General features: G+C 50.3%; 14 protein-coding genes. 13 read left to right on the top strand and 1 reads right to left on the bottom strand.

Annotated features, from left to right (window positions below):
• The first annotated feature begins 22 nt into the window (after nucleotides 1–22).
• From MKQ68_RS13760 to MKQ68_RS13775, 4 genes are all read left to right on the top strand, one after another.
• Nucleotides 23–1,867 (top strand): RagB/SusD family nutrient uptake outer membrane protein, encoded by a 1,845-nt coding sequence (locus tag MKQ68_RS13760; protein WP_264279637.1) that lies wholly within the window; start codon nucleotides 23–25, stop codon nucleotides 1,865–1,867.
• 11 nt (nucleotides 1,868–1,878) lie between these two features.
• Nucleotides 1,879–2,286 (top strand): hypothetical protein, encoded by a 408-nt coding sequence (locus MKQ68_RS13765; protein ID WP_264279638.1) that lies wholly within the window; start codon nucleotides 1,879–1,881, stop codon nucleotides 2,284–2,286.
• A gap of 82 nt (nucleotides 2,287–2,368) precedes the next feature.
• A complete protein-coding gene (locus MKQ68_RS13770) occupies nucleotides 2,369–3,553 on the top strand; it encodes a serine hydrolase domain-containing protein (RefSeq protein ID WP_244845672.1) in 1,185 nt (394 codons plus the stop codon).
• Between the two features lie 320 nt (nucleotides 3,554–3,873).
• On the top strand, nucleotides 3,874–5,928 hold the full coding sequence (locus tag MKQ68_RS13775; protein WP_264279639.1) for a M48 family metallopeptidase: 2,055 nt from the start codon (nucleotides 3,874–3,876) through the stop codon (nucleotides 5,926–5,928).
• A 5-nt stretch (nucleotides 5,929–5,933) separates the two neighbouring features.
• Here MKQ68_RS13775 and MKQ68_RS13780 read toward each other — a convergent pair whose 3' ends face one another.
• On the bottom strand, nucleotides 5,934–6,575 hold the full coding sequence (locus MKQ68_RS13780) for an alpha/beta hydrolase family protein (RefSeq protein WP_264279640.1): 642 nt from the start codon (nucleotides 6,573–6,575) through the stop codon (nucleotides 5,934–5,936).
• A 242-nt stretch (nucleotides 6,576–6,817) separates the two neighbouring features.
• Between MKQ68_RS13780 and MKQ68_RS13785 the strand changes: the two genes are divergently transcribed.
• From MKQ68_RS13785 to MKQ68_RS13825, 9 genes are all read left to right on the top strand, one after another.
• Nucleotides 6,818–7,537: an SDR family oxidoreductase gene (locus MKQ68_RS13785; RefSeq protein WP_264279641.1), complete on the top strand. Its 720-nt coding sequence runs from the start codon at nucleotides 6,818–6,820 to the stop codon at nucleotides 7,535–7,537.
• Nucleotides 7,538–7,643: 106 nt separating this feature from the next.
• The gene (locus MKQ68_RS13790; RefSeq protein ID WP_264279642.1) at nucleotides 7,644–8,228 is read left to right on the top strand and encodes an RNA polymerase sigma factor; all 585 of its coding nucleotides are present in this window, start codon (nucleotides 7,644–7,646) and stop codon (nucleotides 8,226–8,228) included.
• 306 nt (nucleotides 8,229–8,534) lie between these two features.
• Entirely contained in the window at nucleotides 8,535–8,888 is a 354-nt protein-coding gene (locus MKQ68_RS13795) for a hypothetical protein (RefSeq protein ID WP_264279643.1), read from the top strand.
• 132 nt (nucleotides 8,889–9,020) lie between these two features.
• A complete protein-coding gene (locus MKQ68_RS13800; protein ID WP_264279644.1) occupies nucleotides 9,021–10,232 on the top strand; it encodes a FecR family protein in 1,212 nt (403 codons plus the stop codon).
• Nucleotides 10,233–10,592: 360 nt separating this feature from the next.
• Nucleotides 10,593–13,952, top strand: coding sequence for a SusC/RagA family TonB-linked outer membrane protein (locus MKQ68_RS13805; protein ID WP_264279645.1), 3,360 nt, complete (start codon nucleotides 10,593–10,595; stop codon nucleotides 13,950–13,952).
• 13 nt (nucleotides 13,953–13,965) lie between these two features.
• Nucleotides 13,966–15,474, top strand: a complete 1,509-nt coding sequence (locus MKQ68_RS13810; protein ID WP_264279646.1) for a RagB/SusD family nutrient uptake outer membrane protein — start codon at nucleotides 13,966–13,968, stop codon at nucleotides 15,472–15,474.
• Nucleotides 15,475–15,482: 8 nt separating this feature from the next.
• A complete protein-coding gene (locus MKQ68_RS13815; RefSeq protein WP_244845688.1) occupies nucleotides 15,483–16,304 on the top strand; it encodes a DUF4843 domain-containing protein in 822 nt (273 codons plus the stop codon).
• 18 nt (nucleotides 16,305–16,322) lie between these two features.
• Nucleotides 16,323–17,795, top strand: a complete 1,473-nt coding sequence (locus MKQ68_RS13820; RefSeq protein WP_264279647.1) for a PKD-like family lipoprotein — start codon at nucleotides 16,323–16,325, stop codon at nucleotides 17,793–17,795.
• Nucleotides 17,796–17,882: 87 nt separating this feature from the next.
• Nucleotides 17,883–18,740 carry a peroxiredoxin family protein gene (locus tag MKQ68_RS13825; RefSeq protein ID WP_264279648.1) on the top strand — a complete coding sequence of 286 codons (858 nt, stop codon included), beginning with the start codon at nucleotides 17,883–17,885 and terminating at the stop codon, nucleotides 18,738–18,740.
• The last annotated feature ends 3 nt before the right edge of the window (nucleotides 18,741–18,743 follow it).

The raw sequence follows: 18,743 nt of genomic DNA on the forward strand, positions 1-18,743 counted from the left end.
GGACCACGAAAAAAACTAACAGATGAAGAAACTAACATACCTCCTCCTGGCACTCACACTCGCCGCCTGTACCAAAGACGGCGCGGGGCTGCTGGATAAAGCTGAATCCGGCGACCTGAACGAGGAAAGAGTGTTTTCAAGCGCGAAATACACTAAAGAATTTCTGACGGATATATACCGCCGTATTCCCTACAGCTGGGATAACAACGTATACCTGGACGCAGCCACCGACGACGGTGAATCGCGCCCCTGGTGGGGATGGACCAACAACGTGCACGTTGGCGCCTATAACCCGACCAGCTTGCCGGATAAATTCAAACGCTGGGCGAACTATTATGCCGCCATCCGCGCCTGTAACCTGTTCCTGAGCAAGATCGACAATGCACCTGTAGATCCTGAGCAATACATGAACACGCCCGAAGTACGTGAGCGTATGAAGTACGAAGCCGTGTGCCTGCGTGCCTTCTTTTACGCTGAACTCGTGCGCTGGTATGGTGGTGTACCCATCATCACCAAAGTGCTGGACCGAGAATCGCCGGAGCTGTTTACGGCCCGCGCTAATCTTGCCGAAATACAAAAGTTCATTGCTGATGAATGTGATACTGCGGCCGCACATCTGCCTGCCAAACAAGTTGGTTCCGACTACATGCGCGTAACCAGCGGTCTGGCAAAAGCGGTAAAAGCAAGATTGATGCTGCACCTCGCAAGCCCGTTGTTTAACAGCAGCACTGCAGGCGAGGCCAGCCCATGGTCTTGGGGCAGCTATGACGTAAACCATTGGAAACAGGCGGCAGATGCAGCCAAAGCCGTAATGGACCATAAAGACGAAGGCGGTGCACAAGTGTACAGCCTCGTTGTAAGAACAGAGCCCACCAACTACTTCGGCACCCGCGTAACCTACCCGGGTTCATTCAAAGCGATGGGTTGGTTCAATGTGTTCATCACCCGTGTTAATACAGAGTACATCCTGGGTTATGCAAGAAAGGGATTGACAAACGAGCTGGATAAATGGCAGCTGCCGGGTGCCATGCAACGTTCAGGCGACGCTTCCTTTACCCTGCCTACTTACAACTACGCCGCTGCCTTTGAAACCAAAGATGGTTACCCTGTTTATCAGACCGACGAGAACGGCGTACCACTGATTGACGGTAACGGACAATTCGTGGTAAATCCAGCTTCCGGCTTCAATCCGCAGAAACCTTACGACAACAGGGACTCCCGCTTTTACCATTCCCTTTGGTACAACGGCTCTATGTTCAGCGGTGTAACCTTCAACACCTGGCGGGCAGAAGACGGCTCGTTCGGACAGGAATACCTGAACGGCTATGCCCACACCGGCCTGTTCCTGCGTAAGTTCATGGACCCGAAAAACGTGTCGATCAATAACAGCGGGGTGCAGGGTACAACGAACCACTCCTTCCCTGTATATCGTTTTGTAGAAATGCTGTTGAACTATGCAGAGGCGATGAACGAGTACCTGCCTACCGGTACCGATCGTACAGAAGTGATACAGGCATTGAACCAGGTACGCACCCGCGCCGATATGCCCGACGTTGCTACGACCTTTACCCGCAATGGCTGGAATATTACCAGCCAGGCAGACCTGCGCAAATTCATCCGTAATGAACGCAGAGTGGAACTGGCCTTCGAAGAACACCGCTTCTTCGACATCCGTCGCTGGAACATTGGTGAGCAAACACAGAAAACCGTGTACGAGCATGATGTGCTGAAAAGACCTGACGGCTCGTTCGTGTACACCATTAAAGTTTGGGAGAGACGCGTATTCCAGCCCAAACACAACCTGCTGCCCATTCCGCAGTCTGAAGTAAACAACAATCCAAACATGCAGCAAAACCCGGGCTGGTAAAACTGATTGACATGAGAAACATTCTTTTAATAGTGACGATGATGCTGGTAGCGTTCACCAGCTGCAAGAAAGAGAACATCTACGATAAGTTTCCGCCGGAAGTACTCTTTTACGCGAACGCGAATGTAGAGAACGCCGATTTCGTAACCACCACCCTGGCTGCCGGCGTTACCGACTGGACCGTAAAAGCCCGCGTAAGCGCGCCGAGCCAGCTGAAGGAGATCAAACTTTACAAAAAAGTTGGAACCGGTAATGAAGAACTGCTGGAAACCTTCACCGATTTCGATCTTATGCCGAACGTGTACAATGTGAACTATGTGGTGACAGGCATTACTGCCGAAACCACCATCCGCATCAACGCGATCGATAAGGACGGGAAGCCCACGAGCCGAACGTTTTTAATAAAAGTAACACCGTAACCATGCGGCGGCCGGCTTCGAAGGGAGCCGGCCTTTTTTATCCGTTCAATTGCGTATCTTATACGGATAAACACCCAAAAACATGCGTTTCCCCCTCCTCATGCTCCTTTGCCTTCCCACCTGCGCCTCCGCACAACAGATCAAACGGATCGATGGTTCCCGAATATCTGCTGAAGCACTGACCCGTAAGATCCATTACCTGATGGATACCGCACATGTACAAGGCATGGGCGTTACTGTATTTAACGATAACAAGATCGTTTACCAGCAAACCTTCGGCTATAAGCGGGCGGACACGAAGGCGCCGCTTACGGGCAGTACCAACATTTATGGTGCATCCCTCAGTAAAGCCGTTTTCGCCGTGATGGTCATGAAGCTCGTAGAGCAAGGCCGCCTGGACCTCGACAAGCCCTTGCAACAATACCTCGACAAACCCATCTACGAGTATTCTACCCGCACCAAATGGCAGGACCATTACGAGTATTTTAAGAAGGATACGAATTATCGCCTCATCACTGCCCGTATGTGCCTTTCACATACCAGCGGCCTGCCTAACTGGCGATGGGACATGCCCGACCAGCAACCGCAGATCCGCTTTAAACCAGGCAGCCACTATGGCTATTCCGGCGAAGGTATGGTATACCTGCAGACCGTACTCGAAAGGCTTACAGGCCAATCACTACAATCCATGGCCGACGAACTCGTATTTAAACCGCTAAGGATGCAACGCTCCGCCTACCAATGGCTGCCTGCCTACGAAAGCGACTACGCCTTTGGTCACCAGCCGGACGGCAAGTTGTATGAGAAAGATAAAGACAACGAACCCCGCGCCCCCAGCACACTCGAAACTACTTTTGACGATCTGAGCATCTTCTTCCAAAGTGTACTGCAACAAAAAACATTATCCGCCGCCAGCACCAAAGCAATGTTTTCTCCGCAAATCCCTTTGCGCAGCCAATACCAATTCGGCACAAACGCCTGGAGCGATACCCTGGGTCGTTATCATCATACCATTTCCCTGAGTTATGGACTGGGTTGGAGTTTATTGAAAACACCCTATGGATGGGGTGCGTTTAAGGAAGGACATGGTGATGGATTTCAGCACTATTGCATTTTGTTTCCTTCGTTAAAATCGGGCATTTTGATAATGACGAATAGTGATAACGGGGAGAGCATTTATAGGGAGTTACTGGAAGCGGCGATTGGGGATAGGTATACGCCGTGGGAGTGGCATAGGTATGTGCCGTATGATGTGAAAAAGATGTAGTTTGTGCTTGCTTTATATCGTAAAAATATTTTCGGAAACAATCCTTAGAACTAAGCCCCCCTTACTTTATATGTAAAAGGAAAGTATAGCCCATCCACTTTTTAAATCAATATGTCAAAGAACTTATAAACCTGCCAGGCATCTTACGACGGAAAAACAGGCTCGTTTATCACGGTTTCAGCGAATTAGCATATACGCAGGATATACGCTGGATATACAAAGCACTTATTTGCATCGTTGAGATGGCAAAAAGACAGGAGGCGGGAAAATAAGCACGTTTGTGGGTATTTTTCTATATTAGCACCCACAATCCTACACCTATGCACACATCATTGTACCCGCCCGCGCCTGTGGTAGCCGATAAGAGCGTACTACAACCCTCTGAGGGGTTCAGGAAACAAGCCATCAAAGTTATTTTCGCGATCGTACTATTTATGATCGTATACTTGTTACTGGTAGCTGCCGCCGTGGGGCTGGCGGTAGCCTGTGTATATGCGGGCATCTGGCTGCTGGCTGCTATGAGTACGATTACCATCCTGCTCGGGGTAGGCCTGATCCTGTTGGGCGCATCCGTGTTATTCTTCCTGGTGAAATTCGTGTTTGCAGTATCGAAGAACGAAAACGCCGGGCGGATAGAGATCTTGGAATCTGAGCAGCCGCGTTTGTTCGATTTCATTCGTCAGGTGGCTACGGAAACAAATACACCTTTCCCTAAAAAGATATTTCTTTCTGCGGATGTGAATGCCTGTGTGTTTTATAATTCCAGCTTCTGGAGCATGATGCTGCCCGTACGCAAGAATCTTGAAATCGGGCTGGGGCTCGTAAACGCGACCAATATCAGCGAGTTTAAAGCGGTGATGGCGCATGAATTTGGGCACTTCTCGCAACGGAGTATGAAGCTGGGCAGCTTCACTTACAACGTGAACCGCGTAATCTATAATATGCTGAACGAAAACAGCAGTTATACCAGCTTCCTTCAAAACTGGGCGAGCATTCACGGTATTCTGGCGTTGTTTGCGCAAATGACAGCTGGCATCGCGACGGGCATTCAACAGGTATTGAGAGGGATGTACGGCTTCATCAACAAAAGTTATAGCGGCTTAAGCCAGGAGATGGAATTTCACGCAGATACGATCGCAGCCAGCGTGGCAGGTGGGAATAACGTAATCAGTGGCCTGAGCCGGATCGAAGTGGCGCAGGGTTGTTATAACACCATCCTGCAGAGAGCGGGAGAACAATTCAACCAGAAAAAAGCATTCAAAAACATATTTACGAATCACCTCACGGTATTTCGTGCGATGGCCAACGAACACACGTTGCCCGTAAAACAAGGCATCCCGGAAGTGTCATTTGCGTTCATCGATTCTTTTTCCAAATCACGTATCAACTTTAAAGATCAATGGGCGAGTCACCCCCCTTTAGCGGAACGAAAAGCGAGCCTGGACAAAGTAGGCATCTACGCCACACCTGATGAAACACCCGCCTGGGCTATCTTTGATCATGTGGAAATGTGGCAGGAGAAATTTACAAAAGTGATATACCGCGACGTATCGCTCGACGACACAGAAACGCTGGATGACAGACAGTTCGAAGCGCAATACCACGGAGATATCGAAAAGTATAAACTACCGGCGGCTTACAAAGGCTTCTACAGCAAGCGCATTCCCGCATTTAACAAATGGGAACTCGAAACGGTAATTGTGGATACTCCCGTTAAATCATTCAACGAGATATTTACCGAAAAGAACGCGCAGCTGTTCTCCGTTTTACAGCAAAACATGGCCGATAAGCATACCGCACAGGCGATCGCTGATGGCCACATCCCGGTGAAATCGTTCGACTTCGATGGTGTGAAACATGTAAAGGAAGATGCGATCGTTGTTGTCGGGCAAATTGATAAGGACATTGCGGCGCTGGAAACGGAAATTGACTGGAACGACCAACTCGCGTTTATGCACTTCTACCAGCAACAACCATCGCTAAAGGAAGATTACGCGCGTATAATTGATATGAGTAAAGACCACGCAGCTTTTGTAGATGCGATGACGGCGATGATGGAAATGGTAAGACCGTTTTACCAGGAGCGCCTCACCTTCGACGTAATCGAGATCCGTATAAAAGATTTAAAGAAAGATCTGGAACCACCGTTGAAAGACGCCCTTCGTAAGATCGTAATCACCGACGACGCACTGGACAAAAAACGGAACGACTATCTGGCCAGCGACTATGTATACTTTGCAAACGAGGCGTTTAAGAACGACGAGTTAAACCACATGATCGAACTGGCGCGCGAGGTGAGTGAATTGTGGGACGAGCAGTTACATATGTCGTACAAGACGCTACTGATAAAGCAGCTGAAACCGGTGGAAGCGTGATCCGCTTATACCCACTCTTTCGTCGCCTCCACCAATAACGCAATCGTATCGGTTTTACCGGCTTTGAAGGAATGGTCAGCCCCTTCCAGCTTTACCAATGTTGTCTTTTTTAATGACTTACATACCGGCTCGATAAGATCCCAGGTGGCCAGGGTATCACGTGTACCTTGCAGGAACAACATAGGCACTTTTACTTCTTTCAGATGTTCGGCGCGGTCGGTAGAAGGTTTACCGGCTGCGTGTAACGGAAACCCATAGAAGATAAGGCCTTCCACGTCGGTGCGGTGATTGGTGGCCATGTATTGTGACGACATCCGTCCGCCGAAAGACTTGCCGGCAACGAATAACGGTAACGAGGGATATAGTTCGCGGGCTTTATCGATAGCGGCCGCTATGGTTTGATGAGCGACTGCCGGTGTATCGGGGCGTTTCTTTTGTTGTTCAGAAAACGGAAAATTGAAACGCAAAGTGCCGATACCGGCAGCAGCCAGGGCTTCCGACAGATTATTCATAAACGAGTGTTCCATCCCTGCTCCGGCACCATGCGCCAATGTCAGGATCGCTCTTGCTTTGGGAGGAACGATCGCGATGGCGGACACGCTGCCGATGGTGGGAGAAACTTTTATCTTTAACGCCTTGGCTTTCATCTGTTCATCTATTTAAAAACGAATATAGGACATTCGGTGATGTTTTGTTTAGTCGACTCTTACAGACACCGTCGGTTCCTCACCGCCTTTGGTAGTCGCGGGAACAAAGCCGTCAAAGAGCAAGGCCATTATCTCCATCCAGCCATTCCCTCATCCTGTAGGCCAATTCCCACACTTGGGCGGGCAGGGCTTTTTACCTTGCAGGCTTATGCTGATTTTACCTGCCTAAACTGCAACAAACCATGTCCCAAAAAATCGTCCTCGTTACGGGCGCTAACCGTGGGTTAGGCCTTGAAACCGCGCGGCAGCTGGCTGCGCTGGGGCACATCGTTTACCTTGGAAGCCGCGATGTGCAGAAAGGCCGGCAGGCTGCCGGTAAAATCGATAGTAAACAAGTATTTACATTACAGGTGGACCTCAATGATCCCGACACCTTCCACGCGGCATCCGCCACTATTGAGGCACAACATGGCCGGCTGGATGTGCTGATCAACAACGCCGGTGTGATGCTTGAAGAAGACATCATGAGCGACTCCACCGCCAACGTTAATCCCGGTGTGCTACGAAACTCGTTCGTGACCAACTTCTTCGGCACCGTGGAACTGACCAACACCCTGTTGCCCCTGTTATTAAGGAGCCAGGCACCGCGTATTGTAAACTTATCGTCGAACGTAGGCTCACTAACCATGCACGCCCAGGGAGCGCCATTAATGAAAACTTTTGCTTACAACAGCAGTAAGACGGCCCTCAATAGTTATACCGTGCATTTGGCCAACGCGTACGGCAGCACGCCGTTGAAGGTAAACTCTGCGCATCCCGGCTGGCTGAAAACGGACATGGGCACCTCTTACGCTCCAATGGAGGTGGCGGAAGGCGTGGAGACCGTTTTATGGCTGGCTACCCTGCCGGCTGACGGCCCGAGTGGCGGATTTTTCCACAAACAAGAACGGATAGACTGGTAATACGGATAACGCCCGCCTTGTGCGGGCGTGGTTTTTATAGTTATGACGATAGTTTTTATACCTTTATGATCATTTGCACCACTGACACGCGAAGACGAAACCGAGTTTGCCGACCATTAAGACATACGACGAGCAGGAGCTGCTGAGCCGCATTGCGGACGGTGATGCCACCGTATATCCCTATTTGCACGATACTTTCTACAACGCCCTCGTTTACTTTTCCCTCAGTATTATTGAAGACCAACAACAAGCGGAAGACATTGCCATCGACTCGCTCGTAAAACTATGGCAGGCCCCCACCCGTTTTGCATCGATCGGCAAACTACGCGGATACCTTTTTACACTCTCCCGGAATGCAAGCCTGAATTATCTCAAACACTTGCGTATGCGCGAACGCAGCGAACAGGAACTTACGGCGCCGGATACACTGGTAGATGAGCGCCTGGAAGCATTGATCGTAGAGTCGGACCTGGTGCGACTCGTATACCAGGAGATCGAACGTTTGCCGGAATCGTATCGTCAGGTGATGGAACTGCTGTATGTACAGGATTTGAGCGCGGCTGAAGCGGCAAAACAACTCGGTATTACCATGGAAAATCTGCGGCAACGTAAAGGCCGTGCGATAAAAGAACTAAAAAATGAGCTACTCCGTAAAGGACTGAGCAACAAGCTTTTATCCCTACTCTTCTAGGAGGGAACACCACCTGCTATTTTAGTAAATGATTTTGCCAATACTAAAAATGGATTTAGTTTTGAGTGGCTGCCACCGTTAACCGTTTAAAACATATTATTTATGTCCCAAAATGAAATGCAAACAATTTTAACGGCAATCGCATCACTTAACAACAGATTTGACAGGCTTGAAACTGAATTCGGAACGTTTAAAAATGAATTCGGATCCTTCAAAAGCGAATTCGGATCCTTCAAAAGCGAGTTCGGTTCCTTCAAAACTGAGTTCGGATCCTTCAAAACTGAGTTCTACTTACTTAAAAGTGAGATGACAAACAGATTTGATGAGATTGACGAACGGTTCAATGTAATCGAAACGGAAGTAAAAACGCTCCGAAATGAAACGAACGTAAGGTTCAATGCACTCGAAGAAAGGCTCAGCACTGTCGAAACGCAGGTAGTGTTACTTAGAAATGACACGAACGCGCTGGGAGAAAAACTTACCAAAGTCGAAACGCAAGTCGGCTCCCTTCGCACCGAAATGAGCGGACGATTCGATGTAGTCGACGCCAGGTTGATACACATCGAGTCAGACCTGGACAAAATCGAAGTATGGACAGGCTACCGCGCAGATCATCGGCTGCCGGAAGTTCGCAGGAAAACGGAAACGGCTACTGCTTAAATTCAACCAACTGAAAGTCTTTGAGGCCTCACTGTCAAGCAGTGCAGGCCTTTTTTATGCCAAATAGCTGTTTTTTTCAGAAACCGTGTCACGCTCCGTCCCCTTCAGTTGTTCTACTCTTAAACAACCAAAATGCCGCCGGAGGATTTTCCCAATTTTGACATGACTTTCCTGGAAACAATAGCTGTATTACTGCAAAAGCAGCTGGCGGGAGAAGTACTTTCTCCGGACGAGCAGCTGTCCCTGGCCGCCTGGAAGCAACAATCCGCCTATAACCAGGCCCTGGCCGACAAACTGAACTCCCCCGAGCAACTGCAACAATTGCTGCTCCAATGGCATACTATCGAACAACGCCGGGAACATAACAAACAGCGGGGCATGGAACGCCTGGCGCAACTTACTGCACCTGCCCGCCGTCTGCCGTTACTGCGTCGCAGAAGCTTCCAGGTTGCCGCAGCAGTCGCGCTGCTCATCAGTGCCGGCGTTTATGTCTGGACTACACAACGGCCCGATCAATCAGAAACCGTCGCTTCCAACAATACGATCATCGCACCCGGTCGCGAAGGCGCCATCCTTACGCTGGCAGATGGCTCGCAGGTGGTGCTGGACAGTGTAGCCAACGGCGTAGTGGCCAACCAGGGGGGCGCACAGGTCATGTTGCAGAACGGGCAGCTCGCATATGGTAATACGGGCAATGCCGCCACTGTCAACACGATCACAACGCCTAAAGGCCGCCAGTTTAAACTGTTATTGCCCGATGGCAGTAAGGTTTGGCTGAACGCCGCCAGCGCTATTACTTTTCCTACGGCGTTTACCGGCAACGAACGGCGCATCAGCCTGCAGGGCGAAGCATATTTTGAGATCGCGAAGAACCCCCAGCAGCCCTTTATGGTAAATATTGCAGAAGCGGTAAACGTGGAAGTGTTGGGCACCAGCTTCAACATCCACGCGTATCAGAACGAAAACAGTATTAAAACCACCTTACTGGATGGCGCTGTAAAACTGCTCGCCTATCAGCAGTCGCAAGTGTTGAAGCCCGGCCAGCAGGCTGCGGTTACGTCTTCCAAAGCTAACATTACACTCATCCCTAACCCCGATATAGATAAAGCGATGGCCTGGAAAAACGGCCTTTTCAATTTTGACGACGCCAGCCTCGAAGAAGTCATGCGCGAGCTGGAACGTTGGTACGACATCGAAGTGGTATACGCCACAGGTATTCCCCGCAGCCGGTTCGGCGGCGAGATCAACAAACAGAACACTTTACAGGACGTCTTACAGATCCTGGAGAAATCGGATGTACACTTTAGACTGGAACAAGGCCGGAAGCTGGTTGTAATGCCCTGAGTGGCACGCTATGCATAACAACGAAAATTAAACGACGCTATCAACCAAATTTTAAACTAAAACGCTTTCAACTAATGGGAACTTAAAAGACATCCAGGGGCGCCCATAAAGAAGCCGAAGGCGCTTGCAACACCTTCGGCGGATGGCAGGGCCGACCCTATAAACAATTTTCTTTCGGGGAACAATCGCTTATTTATCAACCCAAACCAGACGTAAGTTATGGATTTTACAGCTTATCCCAAGCCGTGTGTGACCGCTATGCCCTCGTGGCAGCGGACGGCTGGGGCAACATCAACCAAATCGCTGTTGCCGGCGTTTGCACAACATTACCGTGCCCGGGCAGCCTCAATTGTGCTAGCAATGAAATTGACAATTGTTCTATTAACCGTTGTACTTGTTCAGGTACAGGCAGCCGTGGTAGCGCAAACCGTATCGCTTACCGGAAAAAATATCCCGGTTAAAAAGGTGCTGCAAACGATTAAACAGCAAACGGGTTATGTAACCTTCTACAACCAGGATATGCTGTCGGCCGCCCGCCCTGTTACGCTGGACGTCGACAAACTGCCTTTGGACGAGGTGCTGGCGCTTATCTCAAAAGACCAACCTTTCCGCTTTGAAGTGAAGGAAGCTACAAAAACGATCATGCTGTCGCCCCGCGCACCTGCTGCTGTAGTGGGCGGCAATGGGAACGTGATCGATGCGGTGGTATTTAAGAACGTGTCGGGCCGTGTAACGGATAGTACCGATAATTCACCGATGCCGGGAGCCTCGGTGAGGATACAGGGCAAACAACGCAGTGTATCAACCGACGCGCAGGGCCGTTTCCAGATTGATGCGGAGCCTGGAGATGTGCTGGTCATCACTTATGTAGGATACCGCCCTACGTACTATACCGTACGCAGCGACGGACGTGCGGCTAACATCAGCATGGCACCGGCCATCTCCACCATGAATAATGTGGTGGTAACGGGTATCTTTAACAAACCACAGGAGAGTTATACCGGCGCGGCAAAAGTGATTACGGCGAAGGAGCTGCAACGCTTCCAGGGACGTAACATCTTTGTGACGATCGGTAACATTGATCCGGCCTTCTACATTGCACCCAACAACGCGGCGGGTTCTGACCCGAACCAGTTGCCAGATGTGCAGCTTCGCGGCACACGTAATCTCCCTAACATCGACCAGTTGCAGGACAACACGTCTGCGGCACTTAACACACCACTCATCATCCTCGATGGTTTTCCGACCACACTGCAACGGATGATGGACCTGAACAATAACCAGATCGAGTCTATCACCTTACTAAAAGATGGTTCTGCCACTGCACTTTACGGTTCGCGTGGTGCAAACGGCGTAATCGTTATTACGACGAAGCCACCATCTGGAGGGCGATTACAGCTCACTTACCGCGGCGGCTTAAACCTGAGCATGCCCGACCTGAGCAGCTACGACCTGCTTAACGCCCGTGAAAAGCTGGAGCTGGAACGTGTTTCAGGGTTTTATGCAAGTGCCACTAAAGATCCACTCGCCAACATTGGCTTACAACAATATTACAACGCGATCAAGGAGAAAGTAGAAGGTGGACTTAACACTGACTGGATCTCAAAACCGCTGCGCACCGAAGTAGACCAGAACCACTCCATTCGCCTGGATGGTGGTGAAAACGCTTTCCGGTACGCGCTGGAAGGTCAGTACAACCGCATTAACGGCGCCATGAAAGGCTCCAAACGCGAAACGCTGAATGCGACTATGGATATTACCTATCGCATGCCTAAGCTCAACTTTCGCAATAACCTGATCGTGGGTAACATGAAAGGCACCCAGTCGCCGTGGGGCTCTTTCAGTGACTATGTGAAACTAAATCCTTACTGGAGTCCGTACGAAGCAAACGGCCAGGTTGCGAAAACATTTAACCCGTTCAACTGGGATTACTGGACGCAGGTTTCCGGCCACGGCACCACGCCGTACCCTAACCCGATGTATGATGCTACCTTGAACACCTTCAACAAAAGCGGCTACAATTCTATTACCAATAACTTCCAGGTAGAATGGTTGCCAGTAAAGAATTTGTCCATCCGTGGCGGCCTGGGCATCAATACCCAGGATAACAATGCCGATATCTTCAAACCAGCCTCCCACTCTTCCTTTGCGGGATACAGCGAAGCAGATATCATCCGTAAAGGCAGCTACGAATATGCCAGCGGAAAACAATCTGCCTACAGTGCGAACCTTACGGCGAACTACTTCAATACTTTCAAGGGCGGCCATACCCTTACCCTGGGCGCGTCGTTGGATATGAACGAAGAGAAACGCCACGAATATCGCTTTATGGCGGAAGGCTTCCCGGATGAGAGCATCAACTTCCTGGGCATGGCGTTACAATATGCTTCAGGCGGAAAACCGAAAGGCACCGAAGCTACCACCCGCAGAATTGGCGTAGTAGGTAACGTGAACTATGCCTACCGCGAGCGTTACTTTGCCGACCTTGCCTACAGGATGGACGGCGCCTCGCAGTTTGGCCTGGACAAACGTTTTGCGCCATTCTGGAGTGCTGGCCTTGGCTGGAATGTACATTCAGAAGCATTCATGCAACCTTACCTTCATGCCATCAACCGGTTACGCGTACGTGGGTCCTATGGTGTGACTGGCAACCAGGCGTTCTCGGCCTACCAGGCGCTGGCGACCTATAGTTACATCGTGGATAATCACTATAAAAACTGGCTCGGCGCTACGCAAACCACCTTGGGCAATCCCAACCTGCAATGGCAGAAAACCGGCAAATCCAATATCGGTATAGAATCTGAGTGGTTCAAGAGCCGCATCATTCTGCAGGCAGATGTGTACAAAGAAAAAACCTCTAACCTGCTTTCATCCCTCGAATTGCCTTACTCTAACGGCTTTACCAGCTATGTAGAGAACATTGGCAAACTGGACCAGGTAGGTTTTGAGCTGATGGCAAGTGTAGTATTGATACGCAATACCGCCAAACGTTTGAACTGGTCGGTAACGGGCAACGTTACGCACAACCGTGACCAGATCGTTGCACTATCGAATGCTATGAAAGCAGCGAACGACAAACTGGCCTTACTCACCAACGGTAATTCTCCCAACAGGATCATCCGCGAAGGTGCTTCCCAGAATACGATTTACGCCGTTCGTTCATTGGGTATTGATCCCAGTACCGGTAAAGAATTGTTCCTCACCAAAGACGGCGACGTGACTTACCTCTGGAACCCGGCCGACCGTGTGGCAACAGGTTTGAGTCAGCCTAAGTACCGCGGCAACTTCAGCTCCCTGTTCCGTTACGGCAACTTCAGCGCAAACGCATCTTTCGGTTATCGTTTTGGTGGCCAGCTGTATAACCAAACACTGATCGACAAGATCGAGAACGCCGATAAGATGTTTAACGTAGATGCGCGTGTATTCTACGACCGTTGGAAACAACCAGGCGATCGCACCTTCTTCCGCGGCATCAATGAAGTGGTTTACTCCTATCCTTCCTCCCGCTTTGTGCAGGATGAAAGGACCCTCGTTTGCCAGAACGTAAACCTGTCGTACGACGTATACGGTCGCGCGTGGCAGGACCGGATCGGCATGAAGTCGCTGACGATTACAGTAAACACCGGCGAGTTATTCTACACTTCGAGTGTACGCCAGGAGCGCGGACTTGACTTCCCGTTCACCCGCCAGGTTTCATTGAATGTGTTCGCCATTTTCTAATTCAGACATCAACATGAAAAAAATAATTATCTCTGCTATACTACTCGGCGCTTTTGCTGTAACCGGCTGTAACAAATGGCTGGACGTAAAACCCGTAGCCGAAACGACGAAGGACGAGCTGTTCAAAAGCCAGAAGGGCTTCCGCGACGCGCTTACCGGCGCCTACATTCACATGAAACATAGTGATGCGTATGGAAACGCCATGATGTGGGGTAACATCGAATTTTTAGCCCGCAACTGGGACGTGAGCAGCACTGCCAACCTGGCGATGAACAACCTGGTGAACGCCAACTATACCGACGCAGCCGTTCGTACCTGGATGGATAACACTTATGCCGCTTTGTATAAGATCGTTGCCGACGTTAACAGCATCCTTGAAAACATAGACATCAAAAAGAACATTTTCACGGACGAAAACTATTCCCTCATTAAGGGGGAAGCGCTGGCCTTACGCGCCTTCGCTCACTTTGACGTGTTGCGTATGTTTGGGCCCGTGCCAGACAATCCGGCTGCAACTATTGAGCTGCCTTACGTACAGGCAGTATCGTCCCAGATTGTAGAGCCAATAGGTTTTCTGCCATTCACTCAACAAATACTGGCCGACCTCGACGCGGCGGAAATATTGTTGAAGGATACCGATCCCTTTGTTCACTATTCCCGTGCAGAACTGAATCCCCCGTCGAGCATGCCGCCACCTTACGTGGTAGCAGACGACTTCTACATGTATCGCCAGATCCGTTTTAACTATTATGCTGTACTGGCATTGAAAGCCCGTGTATACATGTGGTTATCTGCCCAGGACCCGGCGCAAAAAGCGAATGCTGCTAAATACGCGCAGATGGTGATCGATGCCAAAGACCACAACGGTACTCCCACCTTCCGCCTTGGCAGAGAAAGCGACCGTGTAGCCGGCGACTATACCATGACGCCGGAGCATATCACTGCGCTGCATGTATTCAACCTGAATGATATTGCGAATAATACTTTTGGAGAGGGAGGCCCGCTGTCCAGATACGACCTCAACGTAAGCGACGGCTACTACTACCTGAACAACCTGTTCCCTGTATCGGAGCGTGTATCCGACGTAAGATGGACAGGCATGTGGGCGTACAAAACAACCCCGGGTGCGACGAACTATGCGATGTACCGCAAGTTTAACCAACGTTCCAATGCGCCGTTTTTACAGGTTCCGCTGCTGCGGTTGAGCGAAATGTACCTCGTACTCACCGAGTGCGCGGCTACCAAAAGCGAAGCCGAAAGCTTTTACCGGACCTATGCCGATCAGAAAGGCATTCCGTTCGTGAACGGCTTTGCTACCAGCGGCTGGGAAGCAGATCGTAAGAATAAATTGATCCGCGAATATGTGCGGGAGTTTTATGCGGAAGGACAAACCTTCTTTACTTACAAACGCTTTAACCTGGCGAACCTGCCCGCTAACTGGACCTACGTGTACTACAACGGAAGCGCCGCACGCTACATAGTGCCTAAACCTGATCGTGAAATCAATTATCACAACAAGTAATGACAGCAATGAAGAAATTCACTTTTTATACAATTGCGTTGCTAAGCATGGCAATAGCCTGCAAAAAGGCGGAGAACCTGCTGTACAGCGACATTTACCGCGTGCAACTGGCCGATACATCGATCATGAGCAGCACTTTTATTTATGATGATGCGGCGATCGTTACCGATACGCTTTATATCAAAGTGCCGACGATTGGGGGCATCAGCGACAAAGATCGCCCGGTGAAGCTGGAACAGGCGATGGAATACGACATTTCACTCGTGCGCGATCCGTTGACGAACGAGATCACCGACACGATTAAAACACCCAGGCCGTTTACCGCACAGGCAGGCGTGCATTATGTAGATTTTAATGACCCTTCCCTGGCTGCATTGATGGTCGTAAAAGCCAATGAAGACACCGGCCTGATTCCCATCGTACTAAAGCGTGATGCGAGCCTGAAGGCCAACAGTTACAGACTACGGGTGCAACTGGCGGCGAATGGAACATTTGGCTTGGGCGAGCAGAAAATGCGTGCCCGTACCATCGTGTTCTCCGATCGCCTTGAACGTTTCGACTCCTGGCGGAACGACAACTATACATCTGCCGCGTTTCTTGCTTTTGGAAAGTACAGCATTGGCAAACATCAGTTTATGATCGACGTGCTGAAAACGAACATCGACGAAGCCTGGTTTAAAGCCCTGGCAGCTGCCGGCGCCACCGGTCATTATACCAACTACATGAAAGCAGCGCTTAAAACCTTCAATGAAGACCCGGCCAATATCGCCAGCGGCAAATCGCCTGTGCGCGAAACGAGTGCTGCCGATAGTGCACCCATCACCTTCTAACACAACAATCGCATCAACATGAAAAAGATATATATCATTGCTGCCTGCCTCCTGGTAATACTGGCCGGCGCGTGCAGCAAAGACGACAGCTCCGGCATCACGAACCCGCTGCCCGCCGTGGAAGTAGATGGTTTGGAGGAAGCCTATTCCTTATACACCCGCCGCGATACGCTGCGCATCAATCCAACGGTGGCCGATGAGTCGCTGTACGACTTTTACTGGACGGTTTACACCACCGGCTTTGTGCAAGGCACTGGCCAGGTACCCAAGCCAGATACATTGGCACGTACCAAAAACATCGAATATGCCGTAGTAATGGACCCGGGCAACTATTACCTGATCTTCAATGTAAAGCATAAAGCATCCGGCGTAGTGAAGATGATCAACATCCCGCTTACCGTGGCTACCCTTACGATGAAAGGCTGGTACCTGTTGAAAGACGACGGTGCACATACCGACTTCGACTTCATCCACCCGGAAGGCCGTATCAACAATTGGATCGCGTTCTTTAACGAGGGCAGAAAAATGTCCGGCAAAGCCGTGAAAGCAGTGTTCATACCCGGCTATAAGACCGGCCTGTCATCTACCAACCTGTTTAGTACACTGATGGTTTTATCAGAAAACGACCTGCTGGTTTGCAGGGTAGACAATGGTAAAGTAGTGAACAGCTTTGACGACATCTTCTTCAGCAAGCCGCCGGTGCGCAAGTTACAGAACGCGCTGGTGTCGATGTCGGGCAGCAACATAGGCCTCATCAATAACAACCTGGCTTACGCGATGACAAAAGGCGCATTATTCGCTGACCTGCCTCCCACCTACCGCGTTTCTGGAGTAGCAGGCGTAGCAGCGATGGATATCGGGTTTGACATCACCTCAAAATCTGTGATCTGTTACAACTTCGCCAACTTTGCAGCCCTCGGGTCTAATGGCGGCGATCTGAAAAACATGGGTGCCGACATGACCTGGATCGGTGGTTATGCGGGTGTACGCAGTGCGGCCATGGCCCTGTTCCGTAAACCAGACGGATCGGGCATATTGGCAAAGTTAAACGCGCAATATGGCTACCTGGCCGGCTTTCAATCGCCGCTGGTACCTAATAAACAAAACCTTTCCTCTGAACATGGGTTGATGAATGCCAGCACAATTGGCGGCAACTATGATGCAGACTACGTATACTACGCTATCGGCAACAGCATCTACCGTACGGATATCGCTACCATTTCGGAAACGTTGCAGGTAAGTGTACCCGCTGGTGAAACGATTACGTGTATTCAACATGTAAAGTACCCTCAGCCGGTAAGTGCTACCGTACCGCCTACCGTAGACTACCTGGCGATTGCCTCTTACGCAAACGGACACTATAAGGTATGGTTGCATAAGGTGAACTCCACCGGCACCATTCAGCCTGTAACAGCACCAAGTTTTGAAGGCGATGGTCGAGTGACCAACATTACCTACATGGAGCAGGGACTGGGCAGCCGCACCTTTTAACATCATCAACGAAGATCGTCCCACTTGCGGCCTTACGACAGGCGGCGGGGCGGTCTTCCGATGTTCTTTCATAAAACTGTTTTCGACATGAAACACCTTCTTCTCGCGGCCCTATGCAGCCTGGCCGCCTGCAACCTGTATGCCCAGTCGGACACGGCGCTGATCGCAGCACAAAAAGCAGAATTGAAACGAGCGCTTGCCGGTGCGGACAAGAAGCTGGAAGACCTGCAGCAGCAATACCTGGATGTGCAGGCAAAGAAAGCGAAGTACGACACCATCGGCCTGGCACTGTATCGCGCAGAAGCACGTGAAATAAGGCTGCAACGCAAGCAGCAGGCAATAGCGTTCATTAAAAAACACCCGGACTACTATGCCAGCCTCGATGCGCTGAAAGAAGTGATCGGTGCTATCCCGGACGACATTACCATCTACGATCGCATGTTTGCCGGCTTAAAAAGACCCGTTCGTGAAAGCGAAAATGGCGTTAAGCTCAAGCAGGTGATCGACCGTTACATGGCTGTACGTTTAGGCGCAAAGGCACCTCTATTCACCTCTACCGATACATCGGGCAGGCAGGTGCAGCTCGCAGATTACAAAGGTAAATACGTGCTGATCGACTTCTGGGCTAGCTGGTGCGGCCCGTGCAGGGAAGAGAATCCGGTAGTTGTTGCGGCGTATCAGCAGTTTAAAAACAAAAACTTCCACATTCTTTCCGTATCGCTCGATCAACCGGGCAAAAAAGAAGCGTGGATGAAGGCAATTTACCAGGATAGATTAGCCTGGCAACATGTATCCTCCCTCCAATACTGGGATGAACCCTTGGCGAAACTGTACATGGTGCGGTCGATCCCACAGAACTTTCTTATCGACCCAAAAGGAAAAATCGTAGCGAAAGACCTTCGCGGCGAACAACTAATCAAAAAACTAGAAGAAATACTGCAATAAACC

Origin of the sequence: Chitinophaga horti, from assembly GCF_022867795.2 — a bacterium.
GTDB lineage: Bacteria > Bacteroidota > Bacteroidia > Chitinophagales > Chitinophagaceae > Chitinophaga > Chitinophaga horti.

Excerpts from the sequence above, each read along its gene's own strand:
- MKQ68_RS13760 (WP_264279637.1), top strand. The coding sequence starts at position 23 with ATGAAGAAACTAACATACCTCCTCCTGGCACTCACACTCGCCGCCTGT.
- MKQ68_RS13765 (WP_264279638.1), top strand. The coding sequence starts at position 1,879 with ATGAGAAACATTCTTTTAATAGTGACGATGATGCTGGTAGCGTTCACC.
- MKQ68_RS13770 (WP_244845672.1), top strand. The coding sequence starts at position 2,369 with ATGCGTTTCCCCCTCCTCATGCTCCTTTGCCTTCCCACCTGCGCCTCC.
- MKQ68_RS13775 (WP_264279639.1), top strand. The coding sequence starts at position 3,874 with ATGCACACATCATTGTACCCGCCCGCGCCTGTGGTAGCCGATAAGAGC.
- MKQ68_RS13780 (WP_264279640.1), bottom strand. The coding sequence starts at position 6,575 with ATGAAAGCCAAGGCGTTAAAGATAAAAGTTTCTCCCACCATCGGCAGC.
- MKQ68_RS13785 (WP_264279641.1), top strand. The coding sequence starts at position 6,818 with ATGTCCCAAAAAATCGTCCTCGTTACGGGCGCTAACCGTGGGTTAGGC.
- MKQ68_RS13795 (WP_264279643.1), top strand. The coding sequence starts at position 8,535 with ATGACAAACAGATTTGATGAGATTGACGAACGGTTCAATGTAATCGAA.
- MKQ68_RS13800 (WP_264279644.1), top strand. The coding sequence starts at position 9,021 with ATGCCGCCGGAGGATTTTCCCAATTTTGACATGACTTTCCTGGAAACA.
- MKQ68_RS13805 (WP_264279645.1), top strand. The coding sequence starts at position 10,593 with ATGAAATTGACAATTGTTCTATTAACCGTTGTACTTGTTCAGGTACAG.
- MKQ68_RS13810 (WP_264279646.1), top strand. The coding sequence starts at position 13,966 with ATGAAAAAAATAATTATCTCTGCTATACTACTCGGCGCTTTTGCTGTA.
- MKQ68_RS13815 (WP_244845688.1), top strand. The coding sequence starts at position 15,483 with ATGAAGAAATTCACTTTTTATACAATTGCGTTGCTAAGCATGGCAATA.
- MKQ68_RS13820 (WP_264279647.1), top strand. The coding sequence starts at position 16,323 with ATGAAAAAGATATATATCATTGCTGCCTGCCTCCTGGTAATACTGGCC.
- MKQ68_RS13825 (WP_264279648.1), top strand. The coding sequence starts at position 17,883 with ATGAAACACCTTCTTCTCGCGGCCCTATGCAGCCTGGCCGCCTGCAAC.